Here is a 26,667-nt window from a genome sequence, read left to right on the forward strand (position 1 = left end):
CCCGGCGCTATCATTGGGTGAATCCGGCGCCAAGGCAACGGCGCTATTGCGCACGGCGCTGGCGGCGGTCTTTCAGGCGGGCGTGCGCTTCGGGTGTGCCGTCATGGAAAGTGCCGAACCAGAGGTCCCATGGCATTTCCAGATTGCCATAGTTCACCTCGAAGTAGCGGTGGTGCATCTGGTGGTGGAAGGTGCCCAGCGCCAAAGTCTTGCGATCGCGCACCAGCAGGCTTTCGAAACCGGTATGCGAACTGGCCGCCGTCAGGCCCTGATGGAACAGGTGGAACAGGATGTGCAGGGGGTGTGACGGCACGATCAGGTGGATCACGACGGAGGAGAAAAAGAAAAATGCCTCGACAGGGTGCATGGACAGACCGGACCACGGACCGACATTGACGTTGCGATGATGCAGGGCATGCGCCAGCCGATAGAGCGGCCCCCAATGCAACGCCCGATGAATCCAATAGAAATGAAACGAAATCCAGACCGGAGTCAGCAGCAGGATCAAGACGAAAAAGACAGGATGTTCGGACGGGATCAGCATCGGCAGCCAGCCGCGCGCCATGCCATGCAGGATTGCCACCTCCCAGAGCGTCCAGCAGCCGACACCGCTGGTCAGGCTCCAGAACATGTTGTCATGTATCTGGTTTGAGAAGCTGAACTGCCGCCCCTTGTCCGATAGCGGGCGCGGGTCGAATTTCAGGCGGTCGCCCTGCAGTTTGCGACGGAAGAAGAACAGGTGGAGCCCGCCCGCAACCAGCAGCATCAGCCCGATGTTGCGCAACCAGATGAGCGCAATCCAATCCGGCGACAGGGTGGCCATACGGTCAAGCGACGGCGTCAGCCAGGTCCAACTGATCACGGCCAGGGCCAGCACGATCACGTTCTCGGCGATGCCAAGCCACCGCGCGGCAACCCAGCGCACCATGCGGCGCGGGTCAGGTGGCCATGAAAAGAAAGGAGAAACCAGAATTGGTGTTTCCGGAATGTGCGCCCATCCGGGCAACTGCGGTTTGGTCATCGGAAGCTCCCCAAGGATGCAACAAACCGTGACAGCTTTGACTTCCCATGAAAAACAGAAAATATTGTAAAATAAGAACAGAAAATTTGATTTGGGGCCTGGATATGGATGAATTGCGCCTGTCGTTGCGCATGCTGCGGTCTTTCATGGTTGCGGTCGAAACCGGATCGATCACCGGCGCGGCAGAGGCCTTGAACCTGGCACCATCGGCAGTGGCCGCTGCGCTGGACCGGGTTGAGGCAGAGTTCGGCACAACGCTGGTCCGGCGTGCGCGGGCCCGGGGCATAGCGCCAACCCCGGCCGGTCAGGCACTGGCTGCGCGGGTGCGGGGGCTGATCGATAACTATGGCGACGTCATGCACGAAGGCTACGCGCTGGGTCATGCGCTGCAGGGCAAATTGCATATCGGCTATTACGCCCCCACCGCGCCCGCGTTTCTGCCAGCCATTCTGACCCCCCTGCTGGCAAGGCACCCGAAGATCACGCTGGATCTGCGCGAATGCGACAACATCACCGCGCAGACCGGTTTGCTGGAAGGCAGGCTGGATATCAGCATCTTTGCCGGGGACGAGTTGCTGGCCGGTGTGGAAACGCGTCCGCTGCTGGATTTGCCACCCTATGTGCTGCTGCCCGAAGGCCATGCCCTGACCGCAGACGCAGAGATCGATCCGCAAGCCTTGACGGGACAGCCGATGGTGGTGCTGGATCTGCCGCTTGCAGGCCCATATGTGCGTGGTTTGCTACGACGGGCCGGGATAGAGCCGCACATCGTAGCCACGGCCAGCACGCTGGAAATGGTGCGGGCGCTGGTCGGGGCCGGGTTGGGTATCGCCGTGCTGAACATGCGGCCCAAAACGATGCTGAGCTATGCAGGAGACTCGCTGGTTGCGCGACCTCTGGGTGGCGGACTGCCCTGTCTGCACCTGGTCTCGGGGCGGGCTGAAGGCCCCCCACGCAAGGTGGTTCAGGTGGTGGAGACGGCGCTGCACGACTGGTTCGCAGGGCCGGAGGCGCAGGCATTGGTGATGCCCGGCACGATGGCCGGGCAATCCCCGATCACTGCTCCAGGCACCAGCGCATGATCGCCTTTTGCGCGTGCAGGCGGTTCTCGGCCTCATCGAAGATGACCGAGTTCGGGCCATCCATCACCTCGGAGGTCGCCTCTTCCTCGCGGTGGGCGGGCAGGCAATGCATGAACAGCGCATCCGGCTTGGCATGGCGCATCAGCTCTGCATTGACCTGATAGGGCCGCAGCAGGTTGTGGCGGCGTTCCTTGGCCGATTGCGCGTCATGCATCGACACCCAGGTGTCTGCGACCACCAGGTCGGCCCCCTCGACCGCCTTGAACGGATCACGCTCGATCACGACCTTGGAGCCCTTCTGGCGGGCATAGCCCATATACTCTTCCTCGGGGTCGAACTGGGCCGGGCCGGTGAAGGTCAGGTCAAAGCCGAACTGTCCGGCAGCATGCAGGAAAGACGAGCAGACATTGTTGCCATCCCCGGTCCAGACCACCTTCTTGCCGGCGATCGGGCCGCGATGTTCTTCGAATGTCAGCACATCGGCCATGATCTGGCAGGGATGACTGCGGTCGGTCAGCCCGTTGATCACCGGCACGTCGGCATATTCGGCCATCTCGGTCAGCACGGTTTCGTCGAAGGTCCGGATCATGATCATGTCCACGTAACGCGACAGCACGCGGGCGGTGTCGGCGATGGTCTCGCCATGGCCAAGCTGCATGTCGTTGCCCGACAGCACCATGGTCTGACCACCCATCTGCCGTACGCCCACGTCAAAGGACACGCGCGTCCGGGTCGAGGGTTTTTCGAAGATCAGCGCCACCATCCGGTCCTTGAGCGGCTGCTCGTCATCGGGCGCGGCCTTGGGCCGGCCAAGGCGGGCCTGTTTCATGGCGCCCGCCTGGTCGATCATGGTCCGCAGGTCGGCGGCGTCGGTCTTGTGGATATCGAGAAAGTGATTCATGTCTTTAGGCTTTCTTCTGGCCGGGGCGGGGGCGCTGCCCCCTTCGCCTGACGGCGACTCCCCCGGAGTATTTTTGGCGAAATGAAGATCAGGCGGCTTCGACCTGGCTTGCGGCGGCATCCAGGCGGGTGAAGGCCTCGGCGATGTCGTCCTCGGTCAGGGTGAGCGGTGGCAGCAGGCGGATCACATTATCGGCGGCGGGGACGGTGATGACCAGGTTGTCATAACCCGCCTTGACCACGTCGAGATTGGACGCCTTGCATTTCAGCCCCAGCATCAGGCCGGACCCGCGCACCTCTTCGAACACCTCCGGGTGGGCGGCGACCAGCCCTTCGAGCCGCTGGCGCAGCAATGCGGCCTTGCGGTTGACCTCGGCCAGAAAGGCCGGATCGGCCACGTGATCCATCACCGCGCAGCCCACGGCGCAGCCCAGCGGATTGCCACCATAGGTGGAGCCATGGGTGCCCGCGGTCATACCGCTTGCGGCCTCTTCGGTGGCCAGCACCGCGCCCAGAGGGAAGCCCCCGCCGATGCCCTTGGCCACCATCATGATATCGGGCGTGATACCGGCCCATTCATGGGCAAAGAGCCGCCCCGTCCGGCCCACGCCGCACTGTACCTCGTCGAGGATCAGCAAGAGACCATGATCGTCGCAGATCTGGCGCAGCGCCTTCAACTCGGCATCGGGAACCGGACGAATACCCCCCTCGCCCTGCACCGGCTCGATCATGATCGCGGCGGTTTTTTCCGTGATCGCGTTGGTGACACCATCAAGATCGCCGAAGGTCAGGTGCACGAAACCGGGCAGAAGCGGGCCGAACCCTTTGACCATCTTTTCCGACCCCGCGGCGGCGATGCCTGCCGAGGAGCGGCCATGGAAGGAGCCGTCGAAGGTAATGATCTCGACCCGCTCGGGCTGGCCCTTGTCGTAAAAGTACTTGCGCGCCATCTTGACAGCCAGTTCGCAGGCCTCGGTGCCCGAATTGGTGAAGAACACCGTATCGGCAAATGTGTGCTCGACCAGCTTGTCGGCCAGCGCCTGCTGTTGCGGGATCTGGTAGAGGTTCGACACGTGCCACAGGTTCTGCGCCTGATCGGTCAATGCCTTGACCAGCGCGGGATGGGCATGGCCCAGCGCATTCACCGCGATGCCCGAGCCAAGATCGAGGAAGCGTCGGCCATCCGCCTCGGTCAGCCAGGCGCCTTCGCCCTTCACGAAGTGAAGCGGCGCGCGGTTATAGGTCGGCAGGACGGACGGAATCATGGGATCATCCTTGTCTGAGGGTTGTCCCCGATGCAGGGCATAGCGGGGCGTTCAGGTCAATGTCTGGAAAGCAGGGTGCGCGTAGCAAAACTGGCACGCATGGATCAAACGACCGCTCAGGCGGTAGCGCGTCGGCGTCGGAGAGACGGGATATGAGCGTGTTTGATCATGTCGCGTTTCATAACGGAGGAAACGCCCGAAGAAAACCCCTTTTGAAGGGGGAGATGCAACAAAATGGAAACCCCGTCTCCACCTGCACTCTCATCGAAATTAAGAATGCCTGCCCGGTGAAAAGGGCTTCGGGCAAGTCGCCCGCCGGTGGATGATGCAGGATCGCTGCGGCGGCATCTTGCCAATCTCAACGAGATAGCGCACCGCTTGGCCATGTTCGAACCCAAACCGCAGAATCCCGCCCTTGCCGCCGCGCTGATCTTCGCGGCCACGGGTTTCATCGCCGGCACGACGCTCTTGGCCAAGGCGTTGGGGACCAGCGCGCTGGGCCCTGCCCTGCCAGCGTTTCAGATCAGCCACGGGCGATTTCTATTTGCCTTCGCGGTGATCCTGTCGATCGTGGCCACGACCCGGCCCCGGTTGGGGCGCCCCCATTGGGGGCTGCACCTGGGCCGCACAAGCTTTGGCTGGGCGGGTGTGACCCTTATGTTCGCGGCTGTCGCCCATATCCCCATGGCTGACGCGACGGCGATCGCTTTCCTGAATCCGGTCTTCGCCATGTTGCTGGCGATCCCGCTGCTGGGCGAGCGGGTCGGGCCTTGGCGCTGGGGTGCGGCGGTCGTTGCCCTTCTGGGCGCGCTCATACTGCTGCGGCCAGCGACTGGCAGCTTCCAGCCCGCCGCCCTGTTGGCACTGGGTGCCGCGGTAGTGATGGGCATGGAGCTTATCTTCATCAAGAAGCTTTCGGGCCGCGAGCGTCCGATCCAGATCCTGCTTGTCAACAACGCGATGGGGCTGGTCATCGCCAGCGTCGCGGTCTGGCCGGTCTGGCAAACACCCTTGCCCGCGCAATGGGCGGCGCTGGCAGGGATCGGTCTGCTGATGGCCTGTGCGCAGATCTGTTTCGTCAACGGGATGGCCCGGGCCGATGCCTCGTTTGTCGCGCCTTTCAGCTATGCCACCCTTGTTTTTGCCACACTCTACGATCTGGCCGCATTTCAGGTCTGGCCCGACGCGGTGAGCCTTACCGGCGCTGCCATCATCCTCGCCGGAGCCCTGACCCTGGCCTGGCGCGAAGGTCGCGCTCGCAAGACCTGATCCGCCTTTCATTTCGCCAGAAATACTCCGGGGGAGGCGCCCTTCGGGTGCCGGGGGCAGAGCCCCCTGGCGTCGTAACACCTTCGCGATAATCTGTCGAACTTGCCTCGAGGCGACGGATGCGTCGCAAATCGCCAAGACCCGCCCCGCTTTCCCACCGATCCTGAGCCTACGCACTCTCCGGATGGTCCGCTATGCATGAACGCCGAATTCCTGAATGGGTCCGCCATTCCCCCGCTCCTTCGGTACGGGATTTCGGCTTGCTCGCCGGGCTCGAGGCGGTGGTTCGCGGCATTCTGATCTCGGTCTTTCCGCTGATCATGTACCGGGCGCTGGGTGACGCCGAACGCGTGTCGATGGCCTATTTCCTGATCGGTTTCCTCTCGCTGGGCGCGGGACTGATGGTGCCCAGCCTGATCCGGTATGTCCCACGACGTTGGGCCTATTCGGGAGGGGCGCTGTTGTTCGTGGCCGGGGCGATGCTGGCGGTGCAGGGAACGCCCCTGACCACGATCGCCGCGTTGGCCTGCAACACCGTCGCCGCGGTGGTTTGCTTCATCTGTTTCAACGCCTATGTACTCGATTACATCGAGCGGGTGGAGCTGGGCAGGTGCGAAACCAGCCGGATGTTCTACAGCGCGCTCGGCTGGACCGCCGGGCCGATGGCCGGGGTGTTGTTGATGGAGGTCTGGCCGCCAGCACCTTTCGTGATCAGCGGCGTCGCCGCGTTGGCGATGCTGGCGCTCTTCTGGGCGCTCAGGCTTGGCAATGGCAAGATGATCGCCCGCGCCCGCCGCCCGGCACGCAATCCGTTGGCCTTTCTGCCCCGCTTCTTTGCCCAGCCCCGGCTGGTCGCGGGCTATCTCTTTGCGATGATCCGATCCTGTGGCTGGTGGGTCTACGTGGTCTATCTGCCGATCTTCGCGATCGAGGCCGGGCTTGGAGACCAGCTGGGCGGCATCCTTCTGTCTATCACCAACGGTATGCTGTTCGCGGCACCGCTGATCCTGAGATGGGTGCAGGCGCGCTCATTGAAAAGCGCGGTACGGATCGGCTTCGCGGGGGCCGGGTTCTGTTTTGCGACCGCGGGTCTCCTGTCGGGCTGGGCGCCGGTCGCCGCCGGATTGCTGATGCTGGGATCGTTCTGGCTGATCGTGCTAGATATCTGCGCTGGCCTGCCCTTCCTGATGGCGGTGAAACCGTCAGAACGCACCGAGATGTCTGCGATCTATTCCAGTTACCGCGACGTATCGGGCATCCTGACACCGGGCGTGGCCTGGCTTGTGCTGCTGGCCGCGCCGGTGGCGGGCATCTTCGTTGCCGGCGGTGCGGGCCTGTTTGGCGCTTTCACCATCGCCGCCCGGATGCACCCGCGCCTGGGTCGCCCCCGGGTTCGCTTCGAACCCGGCTCGCTCGCCGATGCCTGAAGCGGGCGCCGTTTTCCGGCACGGAAAACGGGCCGGAATTCTTGCAGAATTCCGGCTGCCTCATGCCTTCAGCCGATACCCCCGATTGAGCAGGACCCAGGCCAGCAGACAGACCGCCAACGTGGCCCCCAGACAAACCGCCAGGCCCAACGCGGGCGAACTATCCGAGACACCGATCATCGCAAACCGCAGCCCATCGATCAGGTAGAAGACCGGATTGGCGTGGGTCAGCCCCCCCAAAAGCGGCGGCAAGGCCTCGACCGAATAGAAAGTGCCCGACAGAAACGCCAAAGGCGTCACGATGAAATTGGTGATCGCGGCCATCTGGTCGAACTTGTTGGCATAGATCCCCGCCACCAGCCCGAGCGCGCCCATGAACCCGGCCCCCAGCACCACAAATCCCAGCGCCAGCAGCGGGTGCACCGGCACGATCCCCAGCACCAGCACCAGCGCCACCCCGATCGCAAGCGCCACCAGCAACCCACGCACCACGGCGCCCGCCAGATAACCCAGGAGCAACTCCAGCGCCGACAGCGGCGGCATCAGCGTATCCACGATATTGCCCTGCACCTTGGAGATCACCACCGAGGAGGAGGTATTCGCAAACGCGTTCTGGATCACCGTCATCATCAGGATCCCCGGCGCCAGAAAGGTCAGGAACGGCACCCCCATCACCGCGCCCCGGCCAGCGCCAACCGCCAGCGAGAAGATCATCATGAACAGACCCGCCGTCACCAGCGGCGCCAGCAGGGTCTGGGTCCAGACCACGAGAAACCGCATCACCTCGCGCGCGGCAAGCGTATAAAGCCCCAGCCAGTTCACCTGTCCGAACCGCCGCACACCCAGTTCCATCGCCTTCTCTCCCACTTGCCGCCGCCCTGGCCTTTTCCCGATTCGAAATGCCTTGTAACCCGGCCCGCAGTGACTAGAATAGGGCGCTGAGACAATTTCCGAAGGCGGCCGCAGCTCTGGGGCCGCTTTCCCGCTTTTGAGAGGCAAACCATGTCCTGGACCGACGAGCGCGTCGAACTGCTCAAGAAAATGTGGGGCGAGGGCCAGTCGGCCAGCCAGATCGCCAAGGAACTGGGCGGCGTCACCCGCAACGCGGTCATCGGCAAGGTGCACCGTCTGGGCCTGTCCAATCGCAGCTCGGGCGCGGCACCAGCCTCGACCAAGGCCGAGGCAAAAGAAAAGCCCGCCGCCACACCCAGGCCAGAGGCCAAGCCCAAACCCGCGCCGCGCCCCGAACCGGTTCGCGCGGCCCCCGAGCCTGCACCGGCACCGCAACCGGCCGAGGCCAAGCCGATCCCGGCGCGCAAACAGATCATCCCGGCCGGTCAACCGCTGCCGCCACAGCCTTCGGCGAACGAAATCAGCCCCGAGGCACTGGCCAAGGTCAACGAGGTCGAGAAAAAGGCCAAGAAGCTGAGCCTGATGGAACTGACCGAGCGCACCTGCAAATGGCCCGTTGGCGACCCCGCGACCGAGGATTTCTGGTTCTGCGGCCTGCCGGTCCAGCAGGGTAAACCCTATTGCGAGGCGCATGTCGGCGTGGCGTTCCAGCCGATGAGTTCGCGCCGCGATCGTCGCCGCTGACACAGGCCCGCGCAGAAAAAAGTCCGGGACAGATGTCCCGGACCGTTACTCACTACCCAAAAACAGACGTGGTTCAGCTCAGTTCTTGACCGGTGCCGCCGATGTGAAATCGGGGATTACGTTGGTGGAAGCCGCTTTATCCTCGATCCCCGGCCAGTTCCCCTGGGCCTTGTTGATGTTTCCGGCAATGTCTTCCTCCCAGAAACCTACAACGTTCTTCGTGATGTTCAGGTAGAGCTTGTCATCGACGATGCGCCACAGGTTCGGGTTGCCCGGCACCTTTCCACCCTTGGATACACCATAGGCGCAATGGCCGTCATATTGCGGCGCGTAATAGGCCGGGTTGGCCAGAAACCTGTCGCGGTTCTCGGCGCTGGCAAAGGCCCAGGTCGAGCCGTTCCACTCGGCGGTGATGTCGGCGCGGCCCTTGATCGCCTCTGGCTGGGCCTGGCCGACCGGTGCCTGGGCCAACCCGCGATAGGCGACCGCATCATAGCCCGAAACCGCATAACCGGTACCGTCAAGATATTGCGGACCAGCCAGAACCGGCGCGGCCAGTGCGGTCATGGCTGCGGTGGCAAGGGCAAGAGCGAGACGTTTCATGAAGAGGTTCCTCCGTTTGATGTTGACCCGAGATTATCCTTGTTGCCCATCCTTGGCAGCGGACCTCGCGCGGCTGTGACCCCACATCGACGATTTGTGAGTGGGACCGGCCTATTGTTTCAGTTGCATTCCCTGCCCCGGCATTGGACTTTGCCCTTCCGGCCCCTAGCTCTCCCTAACCGGGTGCCGCCGCCCGTTGATGTAACATTCGAGACGAAAGCCATGACCGAACAGACACCCTATACCCCGCCCCGCGTCTGGACCTGGGACAAGGAAAACGGCGGCCAGTTCGCCAATATCAACCGTCCCATTGCGGGTGCCACCCATGACAAGGACCTGCCGGTGGGCAAGCACCCGTTCCAGCTCTATTCGCTGGGCACGCCCAATGGGGTCAAGGTGACGGTAATGTTCGAGGAACTGCTGGCCGCAGGCCACGCAGACGCCGAATACGATGCCTGGCTGATCAATATCAGTCAGGGTGATCAGTTCGGATCGGGCTTTGTCGATGTGAACCCCAACTCCAAGATCCCTGCCCTGCTCGACCGCTCCGGCCCGGAACCGGTCCGGGTGTTCGAAAGCGCCTCGATCCTGTTCCATCTGGCCGAGAAATTCGGCGCCTTCCTGCCCGCATCGGGCCCGGCCCGGACCGAGGTGATGAACTGGCTGTTCTGGCAGATGGGCAGCGCGCCCTATCTGGGCGGCGGCTTTGGCCATTTCTACGCCTATGCGCCCGAGAAGTTCGAATACCCGATCAACCGCTTCGCGATGGAGGTCAAGCGCCAGCTGGACGTGCTGGACCGCGAACTGGCGCATCGCCCCTTTATCGCGGGTGACGATTATTCCATCGCCGATATGGCGATCTGGCCGTGGTATGGGCAGCTGGTTCTGGGCCGGGCCTATGACGCCGCCGAATTCCTGGATGCCGAAAGCTATACCCATGTGATGCGCTGGGCGCGCGAGCTGGATGCCCGTCCGGGCGTCAGCCGTGGCCGCATGGTCAACCGTGTATCGGGGGAGCCGAAATACCAGCTGCGCGAGCGCCACGACGCCAGCGATTTCGACACCCGCACCCAGGACAAGCTGGAACCGGACGCCAGCTAATCGCACGCGACCGAAGATGCGTGGCATTTTCCTAAAATGCCGCGCAGAATCAGCGTTTTTCCCCTCGGCTGCTCGACCCTTTGAACGCCCGCCGTGTGTCAGATCACAAGACCGGACCGTGCCCCGTCACGGTCCGGTCTTTTCGTTTCGAAATCGGCGAAAATGCCAGACAGCCCGGCGTTGAGCGGCGGCGCGGATCCGGTCATCCCTGTGGCACGGCGCAACGATGCGTCGTTGGTCAAGAGTTTCAGGAGATACCATATGAACATGGCGATGACGCAGGACCTGCCCTGCATGCTGCTCGATGCGGGCGCGGATTTTTCCTATTCGGTCTTTGGCTGGACCGTGACGACCCCGCCCCCCAGCCCGAGCGGCGATGGCATCTTTGCCCAGAGCCCGACCACACCTGCGCTGCTCCAGAACGCCAGTTCGCGGCTGGTGCCGCCGCAATCCATCGCCTTCAACACCGCCAACCCCTCGCGTACCGCGCTGTTCAGCATGCCGCTCTACAACGGGTTCGCGCCCTCGACCGGGTTCTGGAACCTGCAATCGGGCGGCAGCGCCAATTTCGCGCTGCAACTGGCCCAGGCGACCAATGTCACCCTGACCGTCACCTGCGCCGGGGTGGCGAACCCGAACACCACCGGCAGCCAGAGCTATATCAGCGTCTCGGTCAACGGGCAGCAGGTGGCATCCAACCAGTTCGTCGCCAACCAGAACTGGCATGACGAGACCTTTGTGCTGGATGCCGCCAAGATGGTGCAGGGCGAAAACACCATCGTGATCTCGGACAGCGGCCAGCAGGGGCTGTGGATCACCGCCGTGGGCGTCAGCACCGCCGATGTGCCGATCAGCGCCAGCTATTTCTGGCAGCAGATCGGCGCCGGAGAGTTGAACCCCGGCAATACCTATAACCGCTCGATCGCGGTAACCTCGGGCAATACCAGCACCGATACCGAGACCGACAGCTTTGCCGAGACGCTGGGCCTGACCGTGGGCATCGGCGGCGGCGGCATCGACAAGGCGCTGTTCGGGATCAGCGCGCAGCTCTCGACCTCGTTCACCCATACATCGACCACGGCGCACAGTCTGGCGATCAGCCAGCAGACCACGTCAAGCTATGGCGTCAACATCACGCCGCCGGGGGCGGACAAGGTGACGTTCCAGATCTGGCAGCTCTGCCTGCAATACGAGGCCAACGGCACCCTGCTGACGCAGGCGCTGGGACCCAATGACGGTCCGATCGTGATCACGCAATACCCGGCCTGACCGCACCGCGCCGCCCTATTTCAAACGGGGCGGCGCATCCGGGTCCATGCCCGGCGCCGAAGGACCGCGCGGCGGCGCGGGCGGTGCGGGCAAGTCGAAGCGCAGCCCCACCCGGCCCAGGGTGGCTGCCATCGCATCCGAGGCCGCGAAGAACCCAACATCCATCGCGCCCGCTTCGACCCCGGAAAAGGTCAGCGCCTCGGACGCGGCCTTGGCCAGCGCGGGTTCCGCGCCCTCGCGTGCATCGACAAAGCCCAGAAGATGCCCGCGCCCGCCATCCTGATAAACGACACCGGCCAGATAGGCCCCCTGCGCCAGTCCGGCGGCGGTGACCAGCTTGGCATCGAGCGCAGACAGCAGCGCCTCGGGCAGGCCGCTCGGCGCGGTCACCTCGGTGATCCGCGCCTCGATCTGGTCGGGACCGTGGCCCAGCGTCTCGCTCAGCCAGCCCAGCGCCTCGGCCGGGATCAGCATGGCCGAGGGCGCCACATCGAGGTTCAAACCCAACCCGACCCCCTGCCCCGCCAGCATCGCCGCCAGCACCCGGCCCGACAGCGCCGCATAGGGGGCGGGACGGCCGGTAAAGGCGGCCAGCCGCTCCTCGCGGTCAAAGACCAGCACGAAGCGGCCATCGGCCAGGTCGAAGAGTTCGGGCGACAGGTTCTCGCCGCGCGCCTCTTCGGTCAGAAGCAGGAACAGTTCGGCATCGCCCAGCCGTTCAAAGAAACGCAGCCGCGCGGCATCATCGTCTGCGTCGGCCTCCATCGCGGCATGGGCGCGGTCAAGCGGGGTTTGCGCTCCGGTCTGGCTCATTCAGCACCTCTCTGACCCGCGCGCGCAGAACCGGAAGCAGCTCGGTCTCGAACCACGGGTTTTTCCTGAGCCATCCCGTATTGCGCCAGGACGGATGAGGCAAGGCAAAGACGCGCGGCGCATGGTCCCGCCAGGCGGCCACTGTCTCGGTCACCGGGCTGCGCGCGCCCAGGTGATACTTGTGCGCATGGCCGCCCACCAGCACGGTCAGCGGCATCTCTCCCAATTCAGCCATCACCCGACTGTGCCAGGTCTTTCCACAAACCGGCGGCGGCGGCAGGTCCGCGCCCTGACTGTTGTAGCCCGGGAAACAAAACGCCATCGGCACCACGGCGACCCGCGACAGGTCATAGAAGGTTTCCTCGCCGATCCCCAGCCAGTCGCGCAGCCGGTCGCCTGACGGGTCGGTGAAGGGCCGGCCCGAGGCATGCACCCGCGCGCCCGGCGCCTGCCCCGCGATCAGCAGGCGCGCGCCGGGCCGAAACCAGACGACCGGTCGCGGTTCATGTGCCGTATGCGTGGCGGCAAAACGGTCAGCGCACAAGCGGCAGGCGCGAATCCGCTCGGCCAGAGGCGCTGCGACGGGGTCGGTCATCAGGTCGGCTCCTGTCAGGTGACGGGTCAGAGGATAGCCGGTTCCGCCCGCCATTCCAGCCCCGCGCCGGGTCACGCCCACGTGATCGCCATCCCTGCTTGACAGGTTCCGGCCGCGATTGAGTTTTTGTTTCACATTTGGACATAATGTAGCCAAATTCCCCCTGTAGGCCGGTGGACAACTCCCGCCCCGACGGGGGATGAACGGGCATGGCCATGGGGTCATGCGACACAGACGACATTGGGCCGCAGCAGATAGCAAATGCTTGAATTCGAGAATGTCAGCAAATCCTTCTGGACGGGATCACAGCGCAAGGTGATCCTTGACCGTGTCTCGTTCCGGGTGGAACTGGGCAAGTCGATGGGTATTCTGGCACCGAACGGCACCGGCAAGACGACCCTGATCAACATGATGGCCGGTCTCGAAAAACCCGACGAGGGCGTGATCCGCCGCGGCTGTAACATCTCGTTCCCGCTGGGGTTCATGGGCGGTGTGGTGGGCCGCCTCTCGGCAATGGAAAACGCGCGCTATATCGCCCGGCTTTATGGCATGGATCCCGACTATATCGAGGCCTATTGCCGGTGGCTTTGCGGCCTCGGCGAGTATTTCGACCAGCCGCTGGGCACCTATTCGTCGGGCATGCGGGCGCGGTTCTCGTTTGCCTTGATGCTGGCGCTGGATTTCGACATGTATCTCATCGACGAAGGCATGCCCGCCTCGACCGATGTCGAGTTCAACAAGAAGGCCGGCGCCATTCTCGAAGAACGGCTGCGCACGACCACCATCGTCATCGTCTCGCACCAGCCCGGGACATTGGAAAAATTCGCCCGGCAGGCCGCTGTTCTGATGAATGGCCAACTGCATGTATTCGACTCCTTGGAAGAAGCGAAACAGCTCTATGACTACCAAACCCAAGGCTAAGAAATTCCGCATCCGTCGGACCGGCGCCCCCACGGGGACCGAAGGCTCGGCCTCGGTGTCACCCCGCCCCCAGCCGGTGGCCAATGTTTCGCCGTTGCGCCCGCAAGCTGCAACCGCGCACCCAGAGGCTGCGCCGCAGCCCGGCAATACGCCCGCCCGCCCGCAACGCCCCGCACCCGAAGCGGCGCCCGCTGCCCCTGCGGCGATGGAGGGACAGGTGTCCTCGGCCGCCGAAACCGGTGCCGAGGCCGAGATCGACGCCATCAAGCGCGAGGGCCTGACCGGACGGCAATTGCGGATGGCCCGACGGCTGGCCCAGAAACACAACCTGCCGGTGACCTCGGACTATGACGCGGTGCGCCAGCTGCGCGCCCGAGGCATCGACCCGCTGGAACGCGGCAACATGCTGGACCTGGTGGTTCAGCGTGGCGGAGACACTGCCGAGTTGGCCAATGTCGAAGACGCCGGCGCGCAACCGAAGGTTCAACTGCCGCAGACGGTGCAACCGCGCCAGATGCTGCCCTCGACCGAGTTGAGCCCGACTCAGCGCCGCGAGATGGAAATCGGCCGCATCCAGCAGGACATCATGCGCCGTCGCCGCCGCAAGATGATGCAGCTGCTGACCCGGCTGGCCTTCTTCGTGTTCCTGCCCACGCTGATCGCAGGCTATTACTTCTACGTGGTCGCCACGCCGATGTATGCTAGCAAGTCGGAATTCGTGATCCTTCAGGCCGACGGCTCGCTTGGCGGGGTCGGCGGTTTCTTTGCCGGTACGCAATTCGCCACCAGCCAGGATTCGATCTCGGTCCAGTCGTTCCTGGAGTCGAAAGAGGCGATGCTGCTGCTGGACCGCGACCAGAGCTTCAAGGCGCATTTCCAGAGGGAAGAGATCGACCCGATCCAGCGGCTGTCCCCCGACGCCACCAACGAAGAGGCCTACAAGGTCTATTCCCGGATCGTCACGATCGGATATGATCCGACCGAGGGCGTGATCCGGATGGAGGTTGCGGCCCCCGATCCGCAGGTCGCCACCGACTTCTCGAACAGCCTGCTGTCCTATGCTGAAAGCCGGGTGAACAACCTGTCCGGCCAGAAGCGCGAGGACCAGATGCGCGAGGCGCGCAAGAGCTTCGAAGATGCCCAGAAAGAGCGGCGCAAGGCGCAGGAGGCGCTGGTCGAGCTGCAACAGCAGGGCGCGCTGCTGGACCCCGAAAGCGTGATCGCCAGCCTGCGCGGCCGCATCGACCAGGTCGAGGTGCAGTTGCAGGAGAAGGAGCTGCAATTGGCCGCCCTGCTCGACAACGCGCGCCCCAGCAAGGCCAAGGTGGATGGTGCCCGCGCCGATATCGCGCGGCTCAACGATGTGCTGGACGATCTGAATGCCCGGATGCTGGACACGTCCAGTGGAGAAAACTCGCTGGCCCGTCTGAGCGTTCGCATCCAGATGGCCCAGGCCGATCTGGCCAGCCGGGACATGATGCTTCAGGGCGCCTTGCAACAGATGGAAACCACCCGGATGGAGGCCAACCGCCAGGTGCGCTATCTGACCGTTTCGGTCAACCCGGTCCCCAGCGACGAGCCGAGCTATCCGCGCAGCTTCGAAAATACGATTTTGGCATTCCTGCTGTTTGCTGGTATCTACCTGATGATCTCGCTCACCGCGTCGATCCTCAGAGAACAGGTATCCTCGTAAGCCCATGAAACATGTCCGAATCGCCGACCTGACGGTCGGCAACGACCTCCCGCTCACCATCATCGCGGGCCCCTGCCAGCTGGAAAGCGCCGATCATGCCCAGATGATCGCCGGCACGATGAAAGAGGCCTGCGACGCCGTCGGCGCGCAATATGTCTTCAAGGGGTCGTTCGACAAGGCCAACAGAACCTCGGTCAATGCCGCGCCCGCGCTCGGGCTCGACAAGGGGCTGGCGGTTCTGCAATCGGTCAAGGACACGATCGGCGTGCCGGTTCTGACCGATGTGCATGAAAAGGAGCAATGCGCCCCGGTTGCCGAGGTCTGCGATGTCTTGCAGATCCCCGCCTTTCTGTGCCGCCAGACCGCGCTGTTGAAAGCGGCCGGTGCGACCGGTGCGGTCGTCAATGTCAAGAAAGGCCAGTTCCTGGCCCCCTGGGACATGCCCAACGTGGCGGCCAAGATCGAGAGCACCGGCAACGGTAATATCCTGCTGACCGAGCGCGGGGTCAGCTTTGGCTACAACCGGCTTGTGGTCGACATGCAGGCGCTGCCGGAAATGGCGCGCACCGGTTATCCGGTGATCATGGACGCCACCCATACGGTGGCCCAGCCCGGCGGGCTGGGCGGGGCATCCGGCGGGCAGCGCGAATTCGCGCCGGTCATGGCGCGTGCCGCAGTGGCGGTGGGCGTGGCGGGCGTGTTCATGGAGACGCACCAGGACCCCGATAACGCCCCCTGTGACGGCCCCAACATGATCTATCTCGATCAGATGCCGGGCCTTATCGACATGCTGATGCGACTCGACACGCTCGCCAAGGCAAATCCGATCCAGATCTGAAAAAGGCTCGAGTGTTCGACATGACCAGACCCCTGCCCGAGGTGACCCCCAACACGTGGAGTTTTCTGCGCGACGCGATGATCCGGCCCACCGGGTTTCGCGAATACGACGCGCGCTGGAAATATCCCGAGGAAATCAATCTGCCCGGCATGACCGCCCTGGGTCTGGGCCTGGGCACCCAGATGCACCGCCGCGGCATCGCCCCGGTGATCGCGGTGGGCAACGACTATCGCGACTATTCTCTGTCCATCAAGAATGCGCTGATCCTGGGCCTGATGCAGGCCGGGCTCCAGGTCAAGGACATTGGCCCGGCCCTGTCACCGATGGCCTATTTTGCCCAGTTCCATCTGGATGTGCCCGCCGTCGCGATGGTGACCGCCAGCCACAACCCCAATGGCTGGACCGGGGTCAAGATGGGCTTTGACCGGCCGCTGACCCATGGCCCCGACGAGATGGCGGAACTGCGCGACATCGTGCTGAACGGCGAAGGCGTCGCGCGCCCGGGCGGGTCTTACGAATTCGTCGATGGAGTCAAAGAGGCCTATATCGACGATCTGGTCGGCGATTTCCGCATCTCGCGCCCGCTCAAGGTGGTCTGCGCCACGGGCAATGGCACCGCCTCGGCCTTTGCGCCAGAAATCTTTGCCCGCATGGGGGTCGAGATCGTGCCGAGCCACAACGAGCTCGACTATACCTTTCCCAACTACAACCCCAACCCCGAAGCCATGGAAATGCTGCATGACATGGCCGACACGGTCAAAGCCAGCGGCGCCGATTTTGCTCTGGGCTTTGACGGCGACGGCGACCGCTGCGGCGTGGTCGATGACGAGGGCGAGGAGATCTTTGCCGACAAGGTGGGCGTGATCATGGCGCGCGACCTGTCCAAGCTTTATCCGGGTTCGACCTTTGTGGCCGATGTGAAATCCACCGGCCTGTTTGCCGCCGACCCGGAGTTGCGCAAGCATGGCGCCAAGGCCGATTACTGGAAGACCGGCCACAGCCACATGAAGCGCCGGGTCAAGGAGATTGGCGCGCTGGCAGGGTTCGAGAAATCCGGCCATTACTTTCTGGCCGAACCTGTCGGGCGCGGCTATGACTGCGGCATGCGGGTGGCGGTCGAGATCTGCAAGCTGATGGATCGCAACCCCGAGATGTCGATGTCGGACCTGCGCAAGGCCCTGCCACGCACATGGTCGACGCCCACCATGTCGCCCTATGCCGCCGATACCGAGAAATACGCGATCCTGGAGCGGCTGGTGGGAAAGCTGGTGGCCAAGCATGCCGCCGGAGACAGCTTTGCCGGACGCGCCATCAAGGAGGTGGTCACCGTGAACGGCGCCCGGGTCATCCTTGACAACGGTTCGTGGGGGCTGGTCCGCGCGTCGTCGAACACGCCGAACCTGGTGGTGGTCTGTGAAAGCAGCGAAAGCGAAGCCGAGATGCGCGCCATCTTTGCCGAAATCGACGCGGTGATCCGCACCGAGCCGGCTGTGGGCGATTACGACCAGACCATCTGACCCAGGCAGAGGCGCTCCCTCCCCGTCGCGCCTCTCTGACGAGAGGCCCGAGGCGTTGGGCCGGGCCGCGCGTTCCGCGCGGGGTGTTTTGCGAGGCTCCGCCTCGCGCTCCGGAGTATTTGGAGCGGAATGAAGGAGCAGGAGCCTCTTCTTTCCTCTTGCCCCAAATATCCCGGGGGAGTCACCGAAGGTGACGGGGGCAGCGCCCCCCTAACTCTTTCCGCCAAAGTCAGTCGGCGCCGAGAAGCTTGAGCAGGCCCTTGGTGGCCTCTTGTTCCAGCCGGTCCTTGATCAACTCCTCAACATCTTGATCGGGTGTGATCTCGGTATCCAGCTCCTCTCCCAGTTTTCGGCGCAACTCGTCCTTGGCCTTGGTCTCGACCGCCTCCTTGTCGAGGCCGGTCGCCGCTTCGATCACCTGGCTCAGATCGGGGCGGATTGCCGGGTCGGCCCAGGGGCCGACGATGCGAACCGGCACAGCAATTCCCTGCCCCGCATTGGCCCGCAGCGCGACGGGTGTGAACAGGTAATCGATATCCCGCGCCCCCAGACCGACGCGCCCGGTGCCATTGGCCTTGAAATTGTCGAGCAGCATCAGCAGGTCCTCGTTGAAGAGGTTGCCCTTGTCCATCCGGTAGCTGGCGGTGAGGCTGTTGAACACGGTGGTGCCGCCACCCTTGGCCCCGCGCCCCATCAGGTTGTCGAGGTCGAAGCCCGAGATCACTCCGCGCCCCATCGCAAGCCGGCCCTCGCCCGAGAGCGAGCGCATGATCTGCGCCTCGCTCTGGCCAACCCCCAGGAATTTCAGCTCGCCCGAGGCCGCGCCCGACAGCCGCTCGATCCCGCCCAGCGTTGCCAGGGCCTCGCGCATTTCGACCCCTTCGGCCCGCAGATCGCCGCCAACCGACAAGCCGTTGCGATTGTTGGCCACCAGTTGACCGGTCAACTGTCCCGAAAACAGCGAGACCGGCGCCATCTCGACAACCGCACGGCTGTTGTCCAGCGACAGACCAAGCGCGCTTTGACCAAGCTCCAGTCCCGGCAAAGCGATAGAGCGCGCGGTCAGATGCAGGCTCCCGTTGGCCAGCGCCAGCGCCGATGCGTCGATGGCGGTCTCGGACCATCCCGAGCCCGCGTCGCCGCCGCCGGAACCTGTCCCGCTGGAAGCGGCACCTAGACCGGTCAGGTCCAGCGCATCCGCCGTCAGACGCGCAGTCACCTGCGGCGGGTCGGCCACTGTCACATCCGCCGCTCCGTTCAGCCGGTTGCCGTCGAGATCGGCCGCCAGATCGCGCAGAGCCAGTCGCCCGTCGGCAGTATAGGTAACCTGAGCCTTGAGATCGGCCCGCTGCCCCAGCCCGCGCGGCAGGCTGATACCGGACTGGCCAAAGGCCGCCAGCATCGCGGCACTGTCGCTGGTATCAAGCGTGGCGGTTCCGGCCAGCGCGCCATCGATACTGGCACGCCCGTCAAAGGTGATGCTGGTGCTGGGCGCCGCCATCGTCATCTGCATCGCGCTGACCTGCCCGTTCGAAAAGGCGCCCAGATCGGCCAGCGTCAGATCGACCGAGATCGGGCCTGCACCCGGCTCCAGCCGCGCCGCCATCTTGAGCGGTGCGTCGGTCGCGGGCCAACTGGCCGACAGATCGACACCACCGAAATCGAAGCTGGTCTTGCCCTCTTCGACATAGATCAGCCGGGCGTTCTTCAACTCCAGCCCGTCAAGCGTCACCAATTGCCCGCCCGCCCCGGATGTCGCAGGCGCCGCCGCGCCACCGGTCACACCCGAGGGCGAGAATTCCCAGTTCACCCGGCCCTTGGCGGTTTCCAGCCGCAGCACCGGATCCTGGGCCAGAATACGGGTGATCCGCACCTCGCCGCCCAACAGGGCGGGTGCCGCAACCCCGATGGCCAGCCCCTGTGCCTGCAACATCGGTGCGCTGCCCGCCCAATCGGCATTGGCCACCGTCACCGGCCCGGTCTCGACCCCGAGCACCGGCCAGAAGCTGAGCTTGACCTCGCCCGCGACAGTCACTTCGCGCCCGGTCTGTTTGCGGATCTGTTCGATGGCCAGTCGCGCCAGCCGGTCACCGGGCAACAGCAGCAGCGCCGCCACCAGAACCACCGCCGCCAGTACCAGAGTGATCCCGATTCGCACGATCCACCGCATTTGTGCGCTCCCTGCCTGTTTGCCTCTTGCGATATGGTCAGCCCACTCCGGTTGCGCAACATTTGCAAGGGGAAGCTTTCCCCTCTATATGCGCGCCATGAGCACGAACCCTCCGAACCTGCGCCCCGACCTGGCCCCCGCCGCCCGCCTGGGCACCGCCGCCACCCGCCCCGGCCAGCCGACCATCGGCATGGTCTCGCTGGGCTGTCCCAAGGCGCTGGTCGACAGCGAGCGCATCCTGACCCGGCTCAGGGCCGAGGGCTATGGCATCTCGCCCGACTATGCGGGCGCCGATGCGGTGATCGTCAACACCTGCGGGTTCCTTGACAGTGCCAAGGCCGAGAGCCTGGAGGCGATCGGAGAAGCACTCAAGGAAAACGGCAAGGTGATCGTGACGGGCTGCCTGGGCGCCGAGCCCGAATATATCCGCGAGCATCATCCGCGCATTCTGGCCGTCACCGGCCCGCATCAATACGAGCAGGTTCTCGATGCCGTGCATGGCGCGGTCCCGCCCGATCCGGACCCGTTTGTCGACCTGCTGCCCGCCTCGGGCGTCAAGCTGACACCGCGCCATTACAGCTATCTCAAGATTTCAGAGGGCTGTAACCACAAGTGCAAGTTCTGCATCATCCCCGACATGCGCGGCAAGCTGGCCAGCCGCCCGGCCCATGCGGTGCTGCGCGAGGCGGAAAAGCTTGTGGATAACGGTGTGAAGGAACTCCTGATCATCTCTCAAGATACAAGCGCTTACGGGCTGGACCGCAAGTATGACACCAACCTGTGGAAAAACCGCGAGGTCCGCAGCCATATCACCGATCTGGCGCGCGAGTTGGGGCAGCTCGACGCCTGGGTACGGCTGCACTACGTCTACCCCTATCCGCATGTGCGCGAGTTGATCCCGCTGATGGCAGATGCGGGGTGCAACCTATTGCCCTATCTCGATATTCCGTTCCAGCACGCACATCCCGACACGCTGAAACGTATGGCCCGCCCGGCGGCGGCGGCGCGCACCCTGGACGAGATCGCCGCCTGGCGCGCGATCTGTCCCGAGATCACCCTGCGCTCGACCTTCATCGTGGGCTACCCGGGCGAGACCGAGGCCGAGTTCCAGACCCTGCTCGACTGGCTGGACGAGGCGAAGCTGGATCGCGTGGGCTGTTTTCAATACGAAAACGTGGCGGGTGCCCGATCCAACGATCTGCCCGATCATGTTCCGGCAGAGGTCAAGCAAGAGCGCTGGGACCGGTTCATGGAAAAGGCACAGGCCATTTCCGAGGCGAAACTGGCCGCGCGGGTGGGACAGGTGATCGAGGTGATCGTCGACGAGGTCGACGACGAGGCCGCCACCTGCCGCACCAAATCGGACGCCCCCGAGATCGACGGCAACCTGTTCATCGACGAGGGATTCGAGGGCTTGCAGCCCGGTGATATCGTGACAGTCGAAGTGGACGAGGCCGGGGAATATGACTTGTGGGGACGTCTAAGATAGAAAAAGATTTTCAGTTTTTCCAAAAGGCCAACAACTACAGGCTGGCACTCGGAACGTTGCAATCGGACATTCCTGATTGGCGTTCAGAGTTGCCAGACTTGGCCTTTGCGAACGACTGCGTTCTTTCAGCAGTGATCTCAGTCTTCGAGCGGTCGCAATCTATCTGCCCTCTCAGTGTTGACGAGGATTCACTACGTCGCGCTGCTGTCTCAGCCGCCATGTTTCAAAATATCTCACTCGTAGAGACAGCGGTTTCGAAGGCGCAATACGTCGGCGCATCTGCCTTAGTCAGGCAGGAAATTGAAGGCGTTGAGGTCCTTCGCGGAATCCTTGCTGGAAAACAAAAAGATGGTGCTACACCACGCTTGAAGGCACTCAAGTTCCTTGGGAGAGTTTATAGCCAACTGACTGGCGTCAGTCACTTGTCTCTAAACGAAGGAATTACCTACCTAAACGGTGGAAGCCCGTTCTCTTACGACCCTCGTTATGACAAGACGTATGCGGAGCTGTTAATGAGTTGCCATGTGCTGGCGGTGCATGGGCTAGCCACGGTCACAGCTTTCGACATCAGAGGATTCGAAGAAGACCATCTGACGGTTTCTGAGGAAAATCACCTTACTCTTGCCCTAGCAGTGCTGGGAAAGAGTGGTTTCCTCCGGCTAAAAGATCCACAATCGAATTCCTAGCCATAGTTGCTTGCCTTCAAACAAGCGGGATGAAATCTACGCAAAGCTGACTGACCCAGGACGCATGATGGGTCCCCATTTATCCTCACCCTTTCCCTGCGTCCGATCCGCGCTATCGTGCAGTCGACAGACATCAGCCACTCAAAGGAACAGCCACATGTCCGACAGCCCCGATATCGCCCAGAAAGCCCCCTTTGCGGTCGAGGTGACCGAAGGCAAATCCTATTTCTGGTGCGCCTGCGGCAAATCGCAGAAACAGCCCTTTTGCGACGGCTCGCACAAGGGGACCGCGTTTTCGCCGGTGAAATACACCGCCGAGGCGGACAAGAAGGTGTTCTTTTGCGGCTGCAAGCATTCGGGCAAGCAGCCGCTCTGCGATGGCAGCCACAGCAAGCTGTGATCAGCGCAGGCTGTTCAGCATCTCGGCATTGGTGCAGAACTCGGGCGCGGCCTCGGCCCGGCCCTGCTGGCAGGCCAGCCAGAGCTGGCAGGGTTCCGTGCATTCCGCGGCACGGCATCGCGTGACGAGTTCGGCGTAATCTTCCTCGGTCAGGCGTTTCTCGGCCAGTGCCTCGGTAAAGGACACGCCGATGGTGCGGGCCACCGACCGGGTCAGCCAGAAATGCCGTTCGATATCGCCCAGGGGGATCTGAGCCATGGAAATCTCCTTGAACCTGTGCGGGCCGTCTAGGGGTGCAGACGGTCGAGCAATGCGCGGTTGCGGCAGTATTGCGGCGCCTGGAGCGCGGTGTCGCGGGTGCCGAGCCATTCGGAGCAGTGCGCGGGATTGCTGCATCCGGTGCAGGCCAGAACCGCATCGCTGATCTCGTCGATGCGCAACTGACCCTTCAGGGCCGATTCCTCCAGATCGTGGCCCAACGTGGTGGCCATGCGGTCGAACAGGTCGGCGTGTTTTTTCAGCGTGTCTCGGTCGGCCATGTTGTCCTCTGCTGTCGCGGCGGCGATAGCATCAGATTAGCGCAGAGCGCGCGCCCTGCCCTTGACGCAGGTCAAGCGCCCAGGCCGAGGTGATCGAGATAGGCGCGGGTGGCATCCCCCACCCGGCGGAACCGGTCGCCGCCCAGTTTTTTGCCGCCATACCAGCGGGTGACCACGATGACGTGATCGGCCAGTTCGGCGCGCTCCATCATCCGCAGAATCACCATGGCGGCGCCGGATTCGCCGTCATCGGCCTTGAGCGCGCCGCTGGGCAGCAGCGCCGCCCAGGTGTTGTGGGTCGCCTTGGCATAGGCGCGGTCCGCTTTCAGTTCGGCAAGAACCGCGTCCACCTCCTCCCGGCTGCGGGCGGGGGCGCCGCTGACCGCGTATTTCGACCCGCGATCTGTCAGCACCACGCCCAGCCGGGTCAGCCCGGTCACTGGGTCAGGCCCAGGCTGCTGGCGGTTCTCTGCACCGTCTGGATGCGGGCGGCATTGGGCGGGTGCGATCCCAGGAACCGGTCGCCCGGATCGGGAATGCGCGAGAAGAAATGCGCCCCCACCAGCGGGTTGTAACCGGCCTTGTGGGTGATCACCGTACCCAGCTCATCGGCCTCCAGCTCATATTCCTTGGAATAGGTGAGCGCACCCACGCTGGCGCCGATCTGTGTGGCGGCGTCGATGGTCGAGGACCCGCCTCCCGCCAGCCCCGCCAGACTGCCGAGGATAATGGCACCGGCGACGGCGCTGGCATTCTGACGCGCCAGATGGCCGCGAATGTGATGCGCCGCCTCATGCCCCATGACAAAGGCAAGCTCGTCGGCATTGCGCGCGGTGGCAATCATGGACCGGGTAAAGATGATCAGCGGCCGGCCGTTCTTGTCCACGGTCTGATAGGCATTGACCGGCGCCTTGGGGTTGGGGTCGACCTCGATCTTGAAATCGCAATTGGCGCCCTGGGTGCGCTGCTGGCATTCGCGCACCGCCACCGGGCGCACCCGTGCCGAGACGCTGGCAAAGGCCGATTGCGCTGCGCTTGCGCTCAACGGCGGGCTGTCCGGGACCGACGGCAGCGGTGTGACGGGTCCGGGATCGGACACCTCGCACGCAGACAACAAGCCAAGCGCAACCGTCAGAAACAGAAACCGCCGCATGGGAAACCTTTATCGTTTTTCGACATTCAGGTCAGAGTTTAGCCTGCGCGCCGGGCGGCTTCCAGCCCCAGCCGCGCGCGCGGGCTTGCATTGGCCGGACGCCGCCGTCACTGTGACGATATGTTTACCATCGAACATGAATTCGACTCGACCGTGATCACGCTTGTCGACGAGGGAGAGACCCCCTTGCAAGAGGATGTGGTCATCAATTCCTTTGCCGAATGCGTGACGGTCGAGCAATACGACCCGCGCACCGAAACCATGCAAAAGATCACCCTTTCGCCCGAACAGCTGCGCGATCTGGCGGCGGCGCTGGATCTGCCCGAGGGGGTGTATCAGCTGCGCGAGGTGCCGGGCTGACCCTCAGCCCCCCAGATAGACAAAGGTCTTGTCACGCGCGGTCTGGCCGCGTCTGAGGTCCAGTCGGCTGGGTGCCACGCCCATGGCGCGGGCCAAGAGTTTTCGTACTGCCTCATTGGCCTTGCCGTCCTCGGGCGGGGCGGTGACGGTGATCCGCAACACCTCTCCCGCCAGGGTCACGCTGTCGCGCGCGGCCTTTGGTGTGACACGCAGGAAAATCTCTTGCCCCGGCCGGGCCAGGTACGACAGATCGGGAAGGGTTTTGACCTTGGGCTTCGCCATGCCCCCGTTCTACAGGGTTCCGCGCAAAAGCCCAGCCTGGTGCTCAGTACCACTCTTCTCCGCGCGGCCCCAGGTAATAGGCGGTTGCCGCAGCACGCGCGTCGCTGTCGCGCTGCGCCGTGGGTGGTGGCAGGCTGCCGGGATACTGGGTCACCGGCTGCGGTTCAGTCGCAGCGCAAGCGCCCAGCGCCAGAAGCGCCACCAGCGGAATTGCATGCGGGATCATAAGGGGTTCTCCTTCGGGTGCCGCATGCTAACACGTCCGTGCGCTATCCCGGCGTGGCAAATGCCGGTCCTCACGCAGGATTTACCCTTGAAACTCGGCGCCCTCTCACCGAGATAGCGAAGAAGGATTTATGTGAAAAGGATTTACATATGCCGCCGCGCAACGATGCCGCCCTGGAGTTCCTGTTGACCCGCCGGTCGCGCCCCGCCAAGACGCTGAGTGCCCCGGCGCCCAGCCGCGAGGCGTTGCGACCGATCCTGACCGCAGCCGCGCGCAGTCCCGACCACGGCAAGCTGGAACCTTGGCGCTTTGTCGTGCTGGAACAGGGCGCGATGGCGCGGCTGGCCGATCTGGCCGAGGCGCGCGGGCGCGCCCTTGGCAAACCTGACGAGGATATCGCCAAGGGCCGGTCGCAGTTCGATCAGGGCATTCTGGCGGTGGCGGTGATCGAGGTGCAGAAGGACAGCCCCAAGATCCCCGCGATCGAACAGACCTATTCGGCTGGCGCGGTCTGCCTGGCGTTGCTGAACGCGGCGCTGGCGGCAGGCTGGGGCGCCAACTGGCTGAGCGGCTGGCCCTCGCATGACCGCGTATTCTGTGCCGAGGGGCTTGGGCTTGAAGCCCATGAACGGGTGGCCGGCCTGATCCATATCGCCACCGAATCCAGCGCCCCGCCCGACAGGCCCCGACCGGATCTGGAGGCCATCACCACCTGGGTCTCGGCATGATCATCGTCAACGCTTTCCTCGCCGCGCTGGGCCAGATCGGCGATCCGCGCTTTCGCAAGGTGCTGGGTCTGGGTGTGGGCCTGACGCTGGCGCTGCTGGTGGCGGTCTATGCGCTGTTCCTGTGGCTGATCCAATGGCTGGTCGGCCCCGAAGTCACCCTTCCGGTGCTGGGCGAGGTAACCTGGGTCGGGGGGTTGCTCAGCGTGTCGTCGCTGATCTTCATGCTGGTGTTGTCGGTGTTCCTGATGGTGCCGGTGGCCTCGGCCATCACCTCCATGTTCCTGGACGAGGTGGCGCAGGCGGTCGAGGACCGGCATTACCCGAACCTCCCCCCTGCAACCACGGTTCCGTTTGGAGAGGCGCTCAAGGACACGGTCAACTTTCTGGGTGTGCTGATCGCGGCCAACCTGGCGGCCTTTGTCCTCTATGCGATGTTCGCGCCTTTTGCGCTGTTCATCTTCTGGGGGCTGAACGGGTTCCTGCTGGGCCGCGAGTATTTCACCCTGGCCGCCATGCGCCGGGTCGGCCGGCCCGAGGCACGCCGCTTGCGCTCGAAACACCTGATGACGATCTGGCTTGCCGGTGCCCTGATGGCGATCCCGCTGTCGGTGCCGCTGGTGAACCTGCTGATCCCGATCCTGGGTGCGGCCACTTTCACCCATATCTTTCATGCGGTGAACGGCACGCGTTGAACGCTGTGGAGGGGCACCGGGATGCCCCGCCC

General features: G+C 63.9%; 31 protein-coding genes. 17 read left to right on the top strand and 14 right to left on the bottom strand.

The window, feature by feature from the left end; genetic code table 11:
• Positions 1-43 precede the first annotated feature (43 nt).
• Positions 44-1,021 carry a sterol desaturase family protein gene (locus AC2FLM_RS18705; RefSeq protein WP_234218601.1) on the bottom strand — a complete coding sequence of 326 codons (978 nt, stop codon included), beginning with the start codon at positions 1,019-1,021 and terminating at the stop codon, positions 44-46.
• A 104-nt stretch (positions 1,022-1,125) separates the two neighbouring features.
• On the opposite strand from AC2FLM_RS18705, the gene AC2FLM_RS18710 reads away from it, so the two are divergent.
• On the top strand, positions 1,126-2,103 hold the full coding sequence (locus AC2FLM_RS18710; RefSeq protein ID WP_496859458.1) for a LysR family transcriptional regulator: 978 nt from the start codon (positions 1,126-1,128) through the stop codon (positions 2,101-2,103).
• Here AC2FLM_RS18710 and argF read toward each other — a convergent pair.
• Positions 2,078-3,004 (bottom strand): ornithine carbamoyltransferase, encoded by a 927-nt coding sequence (gene argF, locus AC2FLM_RS18715; RefSeq protein WP_234218599.1) that lies wholly within the window; start codon positions 3,002-3,004, stop codon positions 2,078-2,080. The two genes, AC2FLM_RS18710 and argF, sit on opposite strands and share 26 nt — an antisense overlap.
• Before the next feature lie 88 nt (positions 3,005-3,092).
• Positions 3,093-4,268: an aspartate aminotransferase family protein gene (locus AC2FLM_RS18720; RefSeq protein WP_496859459.1), complete on the bottom strand. Its 1,176-nt coding sequence runs from the start codon at positions 4,266-4,268 to the stop codon at positions 3,093-3,095.
• A gap of 152 nt (positions 4,269-4,420) precedes the next feature.
• Between AC2FLM_RS18720 and AC2FLM_RS18725 the strand changes: the two genes are divergently transcribed.
• The 3 genes from AC2FLM_RS18725 (at position 4,421) to AC2FLM_RS18735 (ending at position 6,964) form a co-directional block, all read left to right on the top strand.
• Positions 4,421-4,594: a hypothetical protein gene (locus tag AC2FLM_RS18725; RefSeq protein ID WP_496859460.1), complete on the top strand. Its 174-nt coding sequence runs from the start codon at positions 4,421-4,423 to the stop codon at positions 4,592-4,594.
• 58 nt (positions 4,595-4,652) lie between these two features.
• Complete coding sequence (locus tag AC2FLM_RS18730) at positions 4,653-5,537, top strand: DMT family transporter (protein WP_496859461.1); 885 nt, start codon at positions 4,653-4,655, stop codon at positions 5,535-5,537.
• A 194-nt stretch (positions 5,538-5,731) separates the two neighbouring features.
• On the top strand, positions 5,732-6,964 hold the full coding sequence (locus tag AC2FLM_RS18735; RefSeq protein WP_234143204.1) for an MFS transporter: 1,233 nt from the start codon (positions 5,732-5,734) through the stop codon (positions 6,962-6,964).
• 60 nt (positions 6,965-7,024) lie between these two features.
• On the opposite strand, the gene AC2FLM_RS18740 is transcribed toward AC2FLM_RS18735, so the two are convergent.
• On the bottom strand, positions 7,025-7,816 hold the full coding sequence (locus AC2FLM_RS18740; RefSeq protein WP_234167151.1) for an ABC transporter permease: 792 nt from the start codon (positions 7,814-7,816) through the stop codon (positions 7,025-7,027).
• 150 nt (positions 7,817-7,966) lie between these two features.
• On the opposite strand from AC2FLM_RS18740, the gene AC2FLM_RS18745 reads away from it, so the two are divergent.
• Positions 7,967-8,560, top strand: a complete 594-nt coding sequence (locus AC2FLM_RS18745; protein WP_496859462.1) for a GcrA family cell cycle regulator — start codon at positions 7,967-7,969, stop codon at positions 8,558-8,560.
• A gap of 78 nt (positions 8,561-8,638) precedes the next feature.
• On the opposite strand, the gene AC2FLM_RS18750 is transcribed toward AC2FLM_RS18745, so the two are convergent.
• Complete coding sequence (locus tag AC2FLM_RS18750; protein WP_496859463.1) at positions 8,639-9,163, bottom strand: YHS domain-containing (seleno)protein; 525 nt, start codon at positions 9,161-9,163, stop codon at positions 8,639-8,641.
• A 222-nt stretch (positions 9,164-9,385) separates the two neighbouring features.
• Between AC2FLM_RS18750 and yghU the strand changes: the two genes are divergently transcribed.
• Together yghU and AC2FLM_RS18760 are read left to right on the top strand one after the other, a co-directional pair.
• Complete coding sequence (gene yghU / locus AC2FLM_RS18755) at positions 9,386-10,264, top strand: glutathione-dependent disulfide-bond oxidoreductase (RefSeq protein WP_234182967.1); 879 nt, start codon at positions 9,386-9,388, stop codon at positions 10,262-10,264.
• Between the two features lie 261 nt (positions 10,265-10,525).
• Entirely contained in the window at positions 10,526-11,533 is a 1,008-nt protein-coding gene (locus tag AC2FLM_RS18760) for a hypothetical protein (RefSeq protein ID WP_496859464.1), read from the top strand.
• A gap of 15 nt (positions 11,534-11,548) precedes the next feature.
• Here AC2FLM_RS18760 and AC2FLM_RS18765 read toward each other — a convergent pair whose 3' ends face one another.
• Both AC2FLM_RS18765 and AC2FLM_RS18770 read right to left on the bottom strand, forming a co-directional pair.
• Complete coding sequence (locus AC2FLM_RS18765; protein WP_496859465.1) at positions 11,549-12,346, bottom strand: SseB family protein; 798 nt, start codon at positions 12,344-12,346, stop codon at positions 11,549-11,551.
• Positions 12,315-12,941: a uracil-DNA glycosylase family protein gene (locus AC2FLM_RS18770; protein ID WP_496859466.1), complete on the bottom strand. Its 627-nt coding sequence runs from the start codon at positions 12,939-12,941 to the stop codon at positions 12,315-12,317. The genes AC2FLM_RS18765 and AC2FLM_RS18770 overlap by 32 nt, the downstream gene beginning before the upstream one ends.
• 261 nt (positions 12,942-13,202) lie before the next feature.
• Between AC2FLM_RS18770 and AC2FLM_RS18775 the strand changes: the two genes are divergently transcribed.
• From AC2FLM_RS18775 to AC2FLM_RS18790, 4 genes are read left to right on the top strand one after another with little or no spacing between them, the layout of a single operon-like run.
• Positions 13,203-13,862: an ABC transporter ATP-binding protein gene (locus AC2FLM_RS18775; protein WP_234143197.1), complete on the top strand. Its 660-nt coding sequence runs from the start codon at positions 13,203-13,205 to the stop codon at positions 13,860-13,862.
• Positions 13,840-15,555: a KpsE/RkpR family capsule polysaccharide export protein gene (locus AC2FLM_RS18780; protein WP_496859467.1), complete on the top strand. Its 1,716-nt coding sequence runs from the start codon at positions 13,840-13,842 to the stop codon at positions 15,553-15,555. Before AC2FLM_RS18775 ends, AC2FLM_RS18780 begins: the two co-directional genes overlap by 23 nt.
• A gap of 4 nt (positions 15,556-15,559) precedes the next feature.
• A complete protein-coding gene (gene kdsA, locus AC2FLM_RS18785; protein ID WP_234218585.1) occupies positions 15,560-16,393 on the top strand; it encodes a 3-deoxy-8-phosphooctulonate synthase in 834 nt (277 codons plus the stop codon).
• Positions 16,394-16,413: 20 nt separating this feature from the next.
• On the top strand, positions 16,414-17,910 hold the full coding sequence (locus AC2FLM_RS18790; protein WP_496859468.1) for a phosphomannomutase/phosphoglucomutase: 1,497 nt from the start codon (positions 16,414-16,416) through the stop codon (positions 17,908-17,910).
• Positions 17,911-18,139: 229 nt separating this feature from the next.
• Here the strand turns inward: AC2FLM_RS18790 and AC2FLM_RS18795 are convergent, their stop codons facing one another.
• On the bottom strand, positions 18,140-20,080 hold the full coding sequence (locus tag AC2FLM_RS18795) for an AsmA family protein (RefSeq protein WP_496859469.1): 1,941 nt from the start codon (positions 20,078-20,080) through the stop codon (positions 18,140-18,142).
• 97 nt (positions 20,081-20,177) lie between these two features.
• Here AC2FLM_RS18795 and rimO point away from each other — a divergent pair, with 97 nt between their 5' ends.
• The 3 genes from rimO (at position 20,178) to AC2FLM_RS18810 (ending at position 22,655) form a co-directional block, all read left to right on the top strand.
• The gene (gene rimO / locus AC2FLM_RS18800) at positions 20,178-21,569 is read left to right on the top strand and encodes a 30S ribosomal protein S12 methylthiotransferase RimO (protein WP_496859470.1); all 1,392 of its coding nucleotides are present in this window, start codon (positions 20,178-20,180) and stop codon (positions 21,567-21,569) included.
• On the top strand, positions 21,551-22,255 hold the full coding sequence (locus tag AC2FLM_RS18805; protein WP_496859471.1) for a hypothetical protein: 705 nt from the start codon (positions 21,551-21,553) through the stop codon (positions 22,253-22,255). The genes rimO and AC2FLM_RS18805 overlap by 19 nt, the downstream gene beginning before the upstream one ends.
• 157 nt (positions 22,256-22,412) lie before the next feature.
• The gene (locus AC2FLM_RS18810; protein ID WP_234139371.1) at positions 22,413-22,655 is read left to right on the top strand and encodes a CDGSH iron-sulfur domain-containing protein; all 243 of its coding nucleotides are present in this window, start codon (positions 22,413-22,415) and stop codon (positions 22,653-22,655) included.
• On the opposite strand, the gene AC2FLM_RS18815 is transcribed toward AC2FLM_RS18810, so the two are convergent.
• From AC2FLM_RS18815 to AC2FLM_RS18830, 4 genes are all read right to left on the bottom strand, one after another.
• Positions 22,656-22,913 (bottom strand): DUF6455 family protein, encoded by a 258-nt coding sequence (locus AC2FLM_RS18815; protein WP_234139370.1) that lies wholly within the window; start codon positions 22,911-22,913, stop codon positions 22,656-22,658.
• A 29-nt stretch (positions 22,914-22,942) separates the two neighbouring features.
• Complete coding sequence (locus tag AC2FLM_RS18820; RefSeq protein WP_234139369.1) at positions 22,943-23,194, bottom strand: DUF6455 family protein; 252 nt, start codon at positions 23,192-23,194, stop codon at positions 22,943-22,945.
• A 71-nt stretch (positions 23,195-23,265) separates the two neighbouring features.
• Positions 23,266-23,634, bottom strand: coding sequence for a YigZ family protein (locus AC2FLM_RS18825; protein ID WP_234182959.1), 369 nt, complete (start codon positions 23,632-23,634; stop codon positions 23,266-23,268).
• On the bottom strand, positions 23,631-24,347 hold the full coding sequence (locus AC2FLM_RS18830; protein WP_496859472.1) for a M48 family metalloprotease: 717 nt from the start codon (positions 24,345-24,347) through the stop codon (positions 23,631-23,633). Before AC2FLM_RS18830 ends, AC2FLM_RS18825 begins: the two co-directional genes overlap by 4 nt.
• Positions 24,348-24,467: 120 nt before the next feature.
• On the opposite strand from AC2FLM_RS18830, the gene AC2FLM_RS18835 reads away from it, so the two are divergent.
• Positions 24,468-24,707, top strand: coding sequence for a DUF8831 family protein (locus tag AC2FLM_RS18835; protein WP_234139366.1), 240 nt, complete (start codon positions 24,468-24,470; stop codon positions 24,705-24,707).
• A 3-nt stretch (positions 24,708-24,710) separates the two neighbouring features.
• On the opposite strand, the gene AC2FLM_RS18840 is transcribed toward AC2FLM_RS18835, so the two are convergent.
• Both AC2FLM_RS18840 and AC2FLM_RS18845 read right to left on the bottom strand, forming a co-directional pair.
• A complete protein-coding gene (locus AC2FLM_RS18840; RefSeq protein ID WP_496859473.1) occupies positions 24,711-24,989 on the bottom strand; it encodes a DUF167 domain-containing protein in 279 nt (92 codons plus the stop codon).
• A gap of 43 nt (positions 24,990-25,032) precedes the next feature.
• Positions 25,033-25,215, bottom strand: a complete 183-nt coding sequence (locus tag AC2FLM_RS18845; protein ID WP_496859474.1) for a hypothetical protein — start codon at positions 25,213-25,215, stop codon at positions 25,033-25,035.
• A 149-nt stretch (positions 25,216-25,364) separates the two neighbouring features.
• Here AC2FLM_RS18845 and AC2FLM_RS18850 point away from each other — a divergent pair, with 149 nt between their 5' ends.
• Together AC2FLM_RS18850 and AC2FLM_RS18855 are read left to right on the top strand one after the other, a co-directional pair.
• Entirely contained in the window at positions 25,365-25,943 is a 579-nt protein-coding gene (locus AC2FLM_RS18850; RefSeq protein ID WP_496859475.1) for a nitroreductase family protein, read from the top strand.
• Positions 25,940-26,635 (top strand): EI24 domain-containing protein, encoded by a 696-nt coding sequence (locus AC2FLM_RS18855; protein ID WP_496859476.1) that lies wholly within the window; start codon positions 25,940-25,942, stop codon positions 26,633-26,635. The genes AC2FLM_RS18850 and AC2FLM_RS18855 overlap by 4 nt, the downstream gene beginning before the upstream one ends.
• Positions 26,636-26,667: the final 32 nt, after the last annotated feature.

Source organism: Ruegeria sp. SAZD011 (assembly GCF_059612545.1).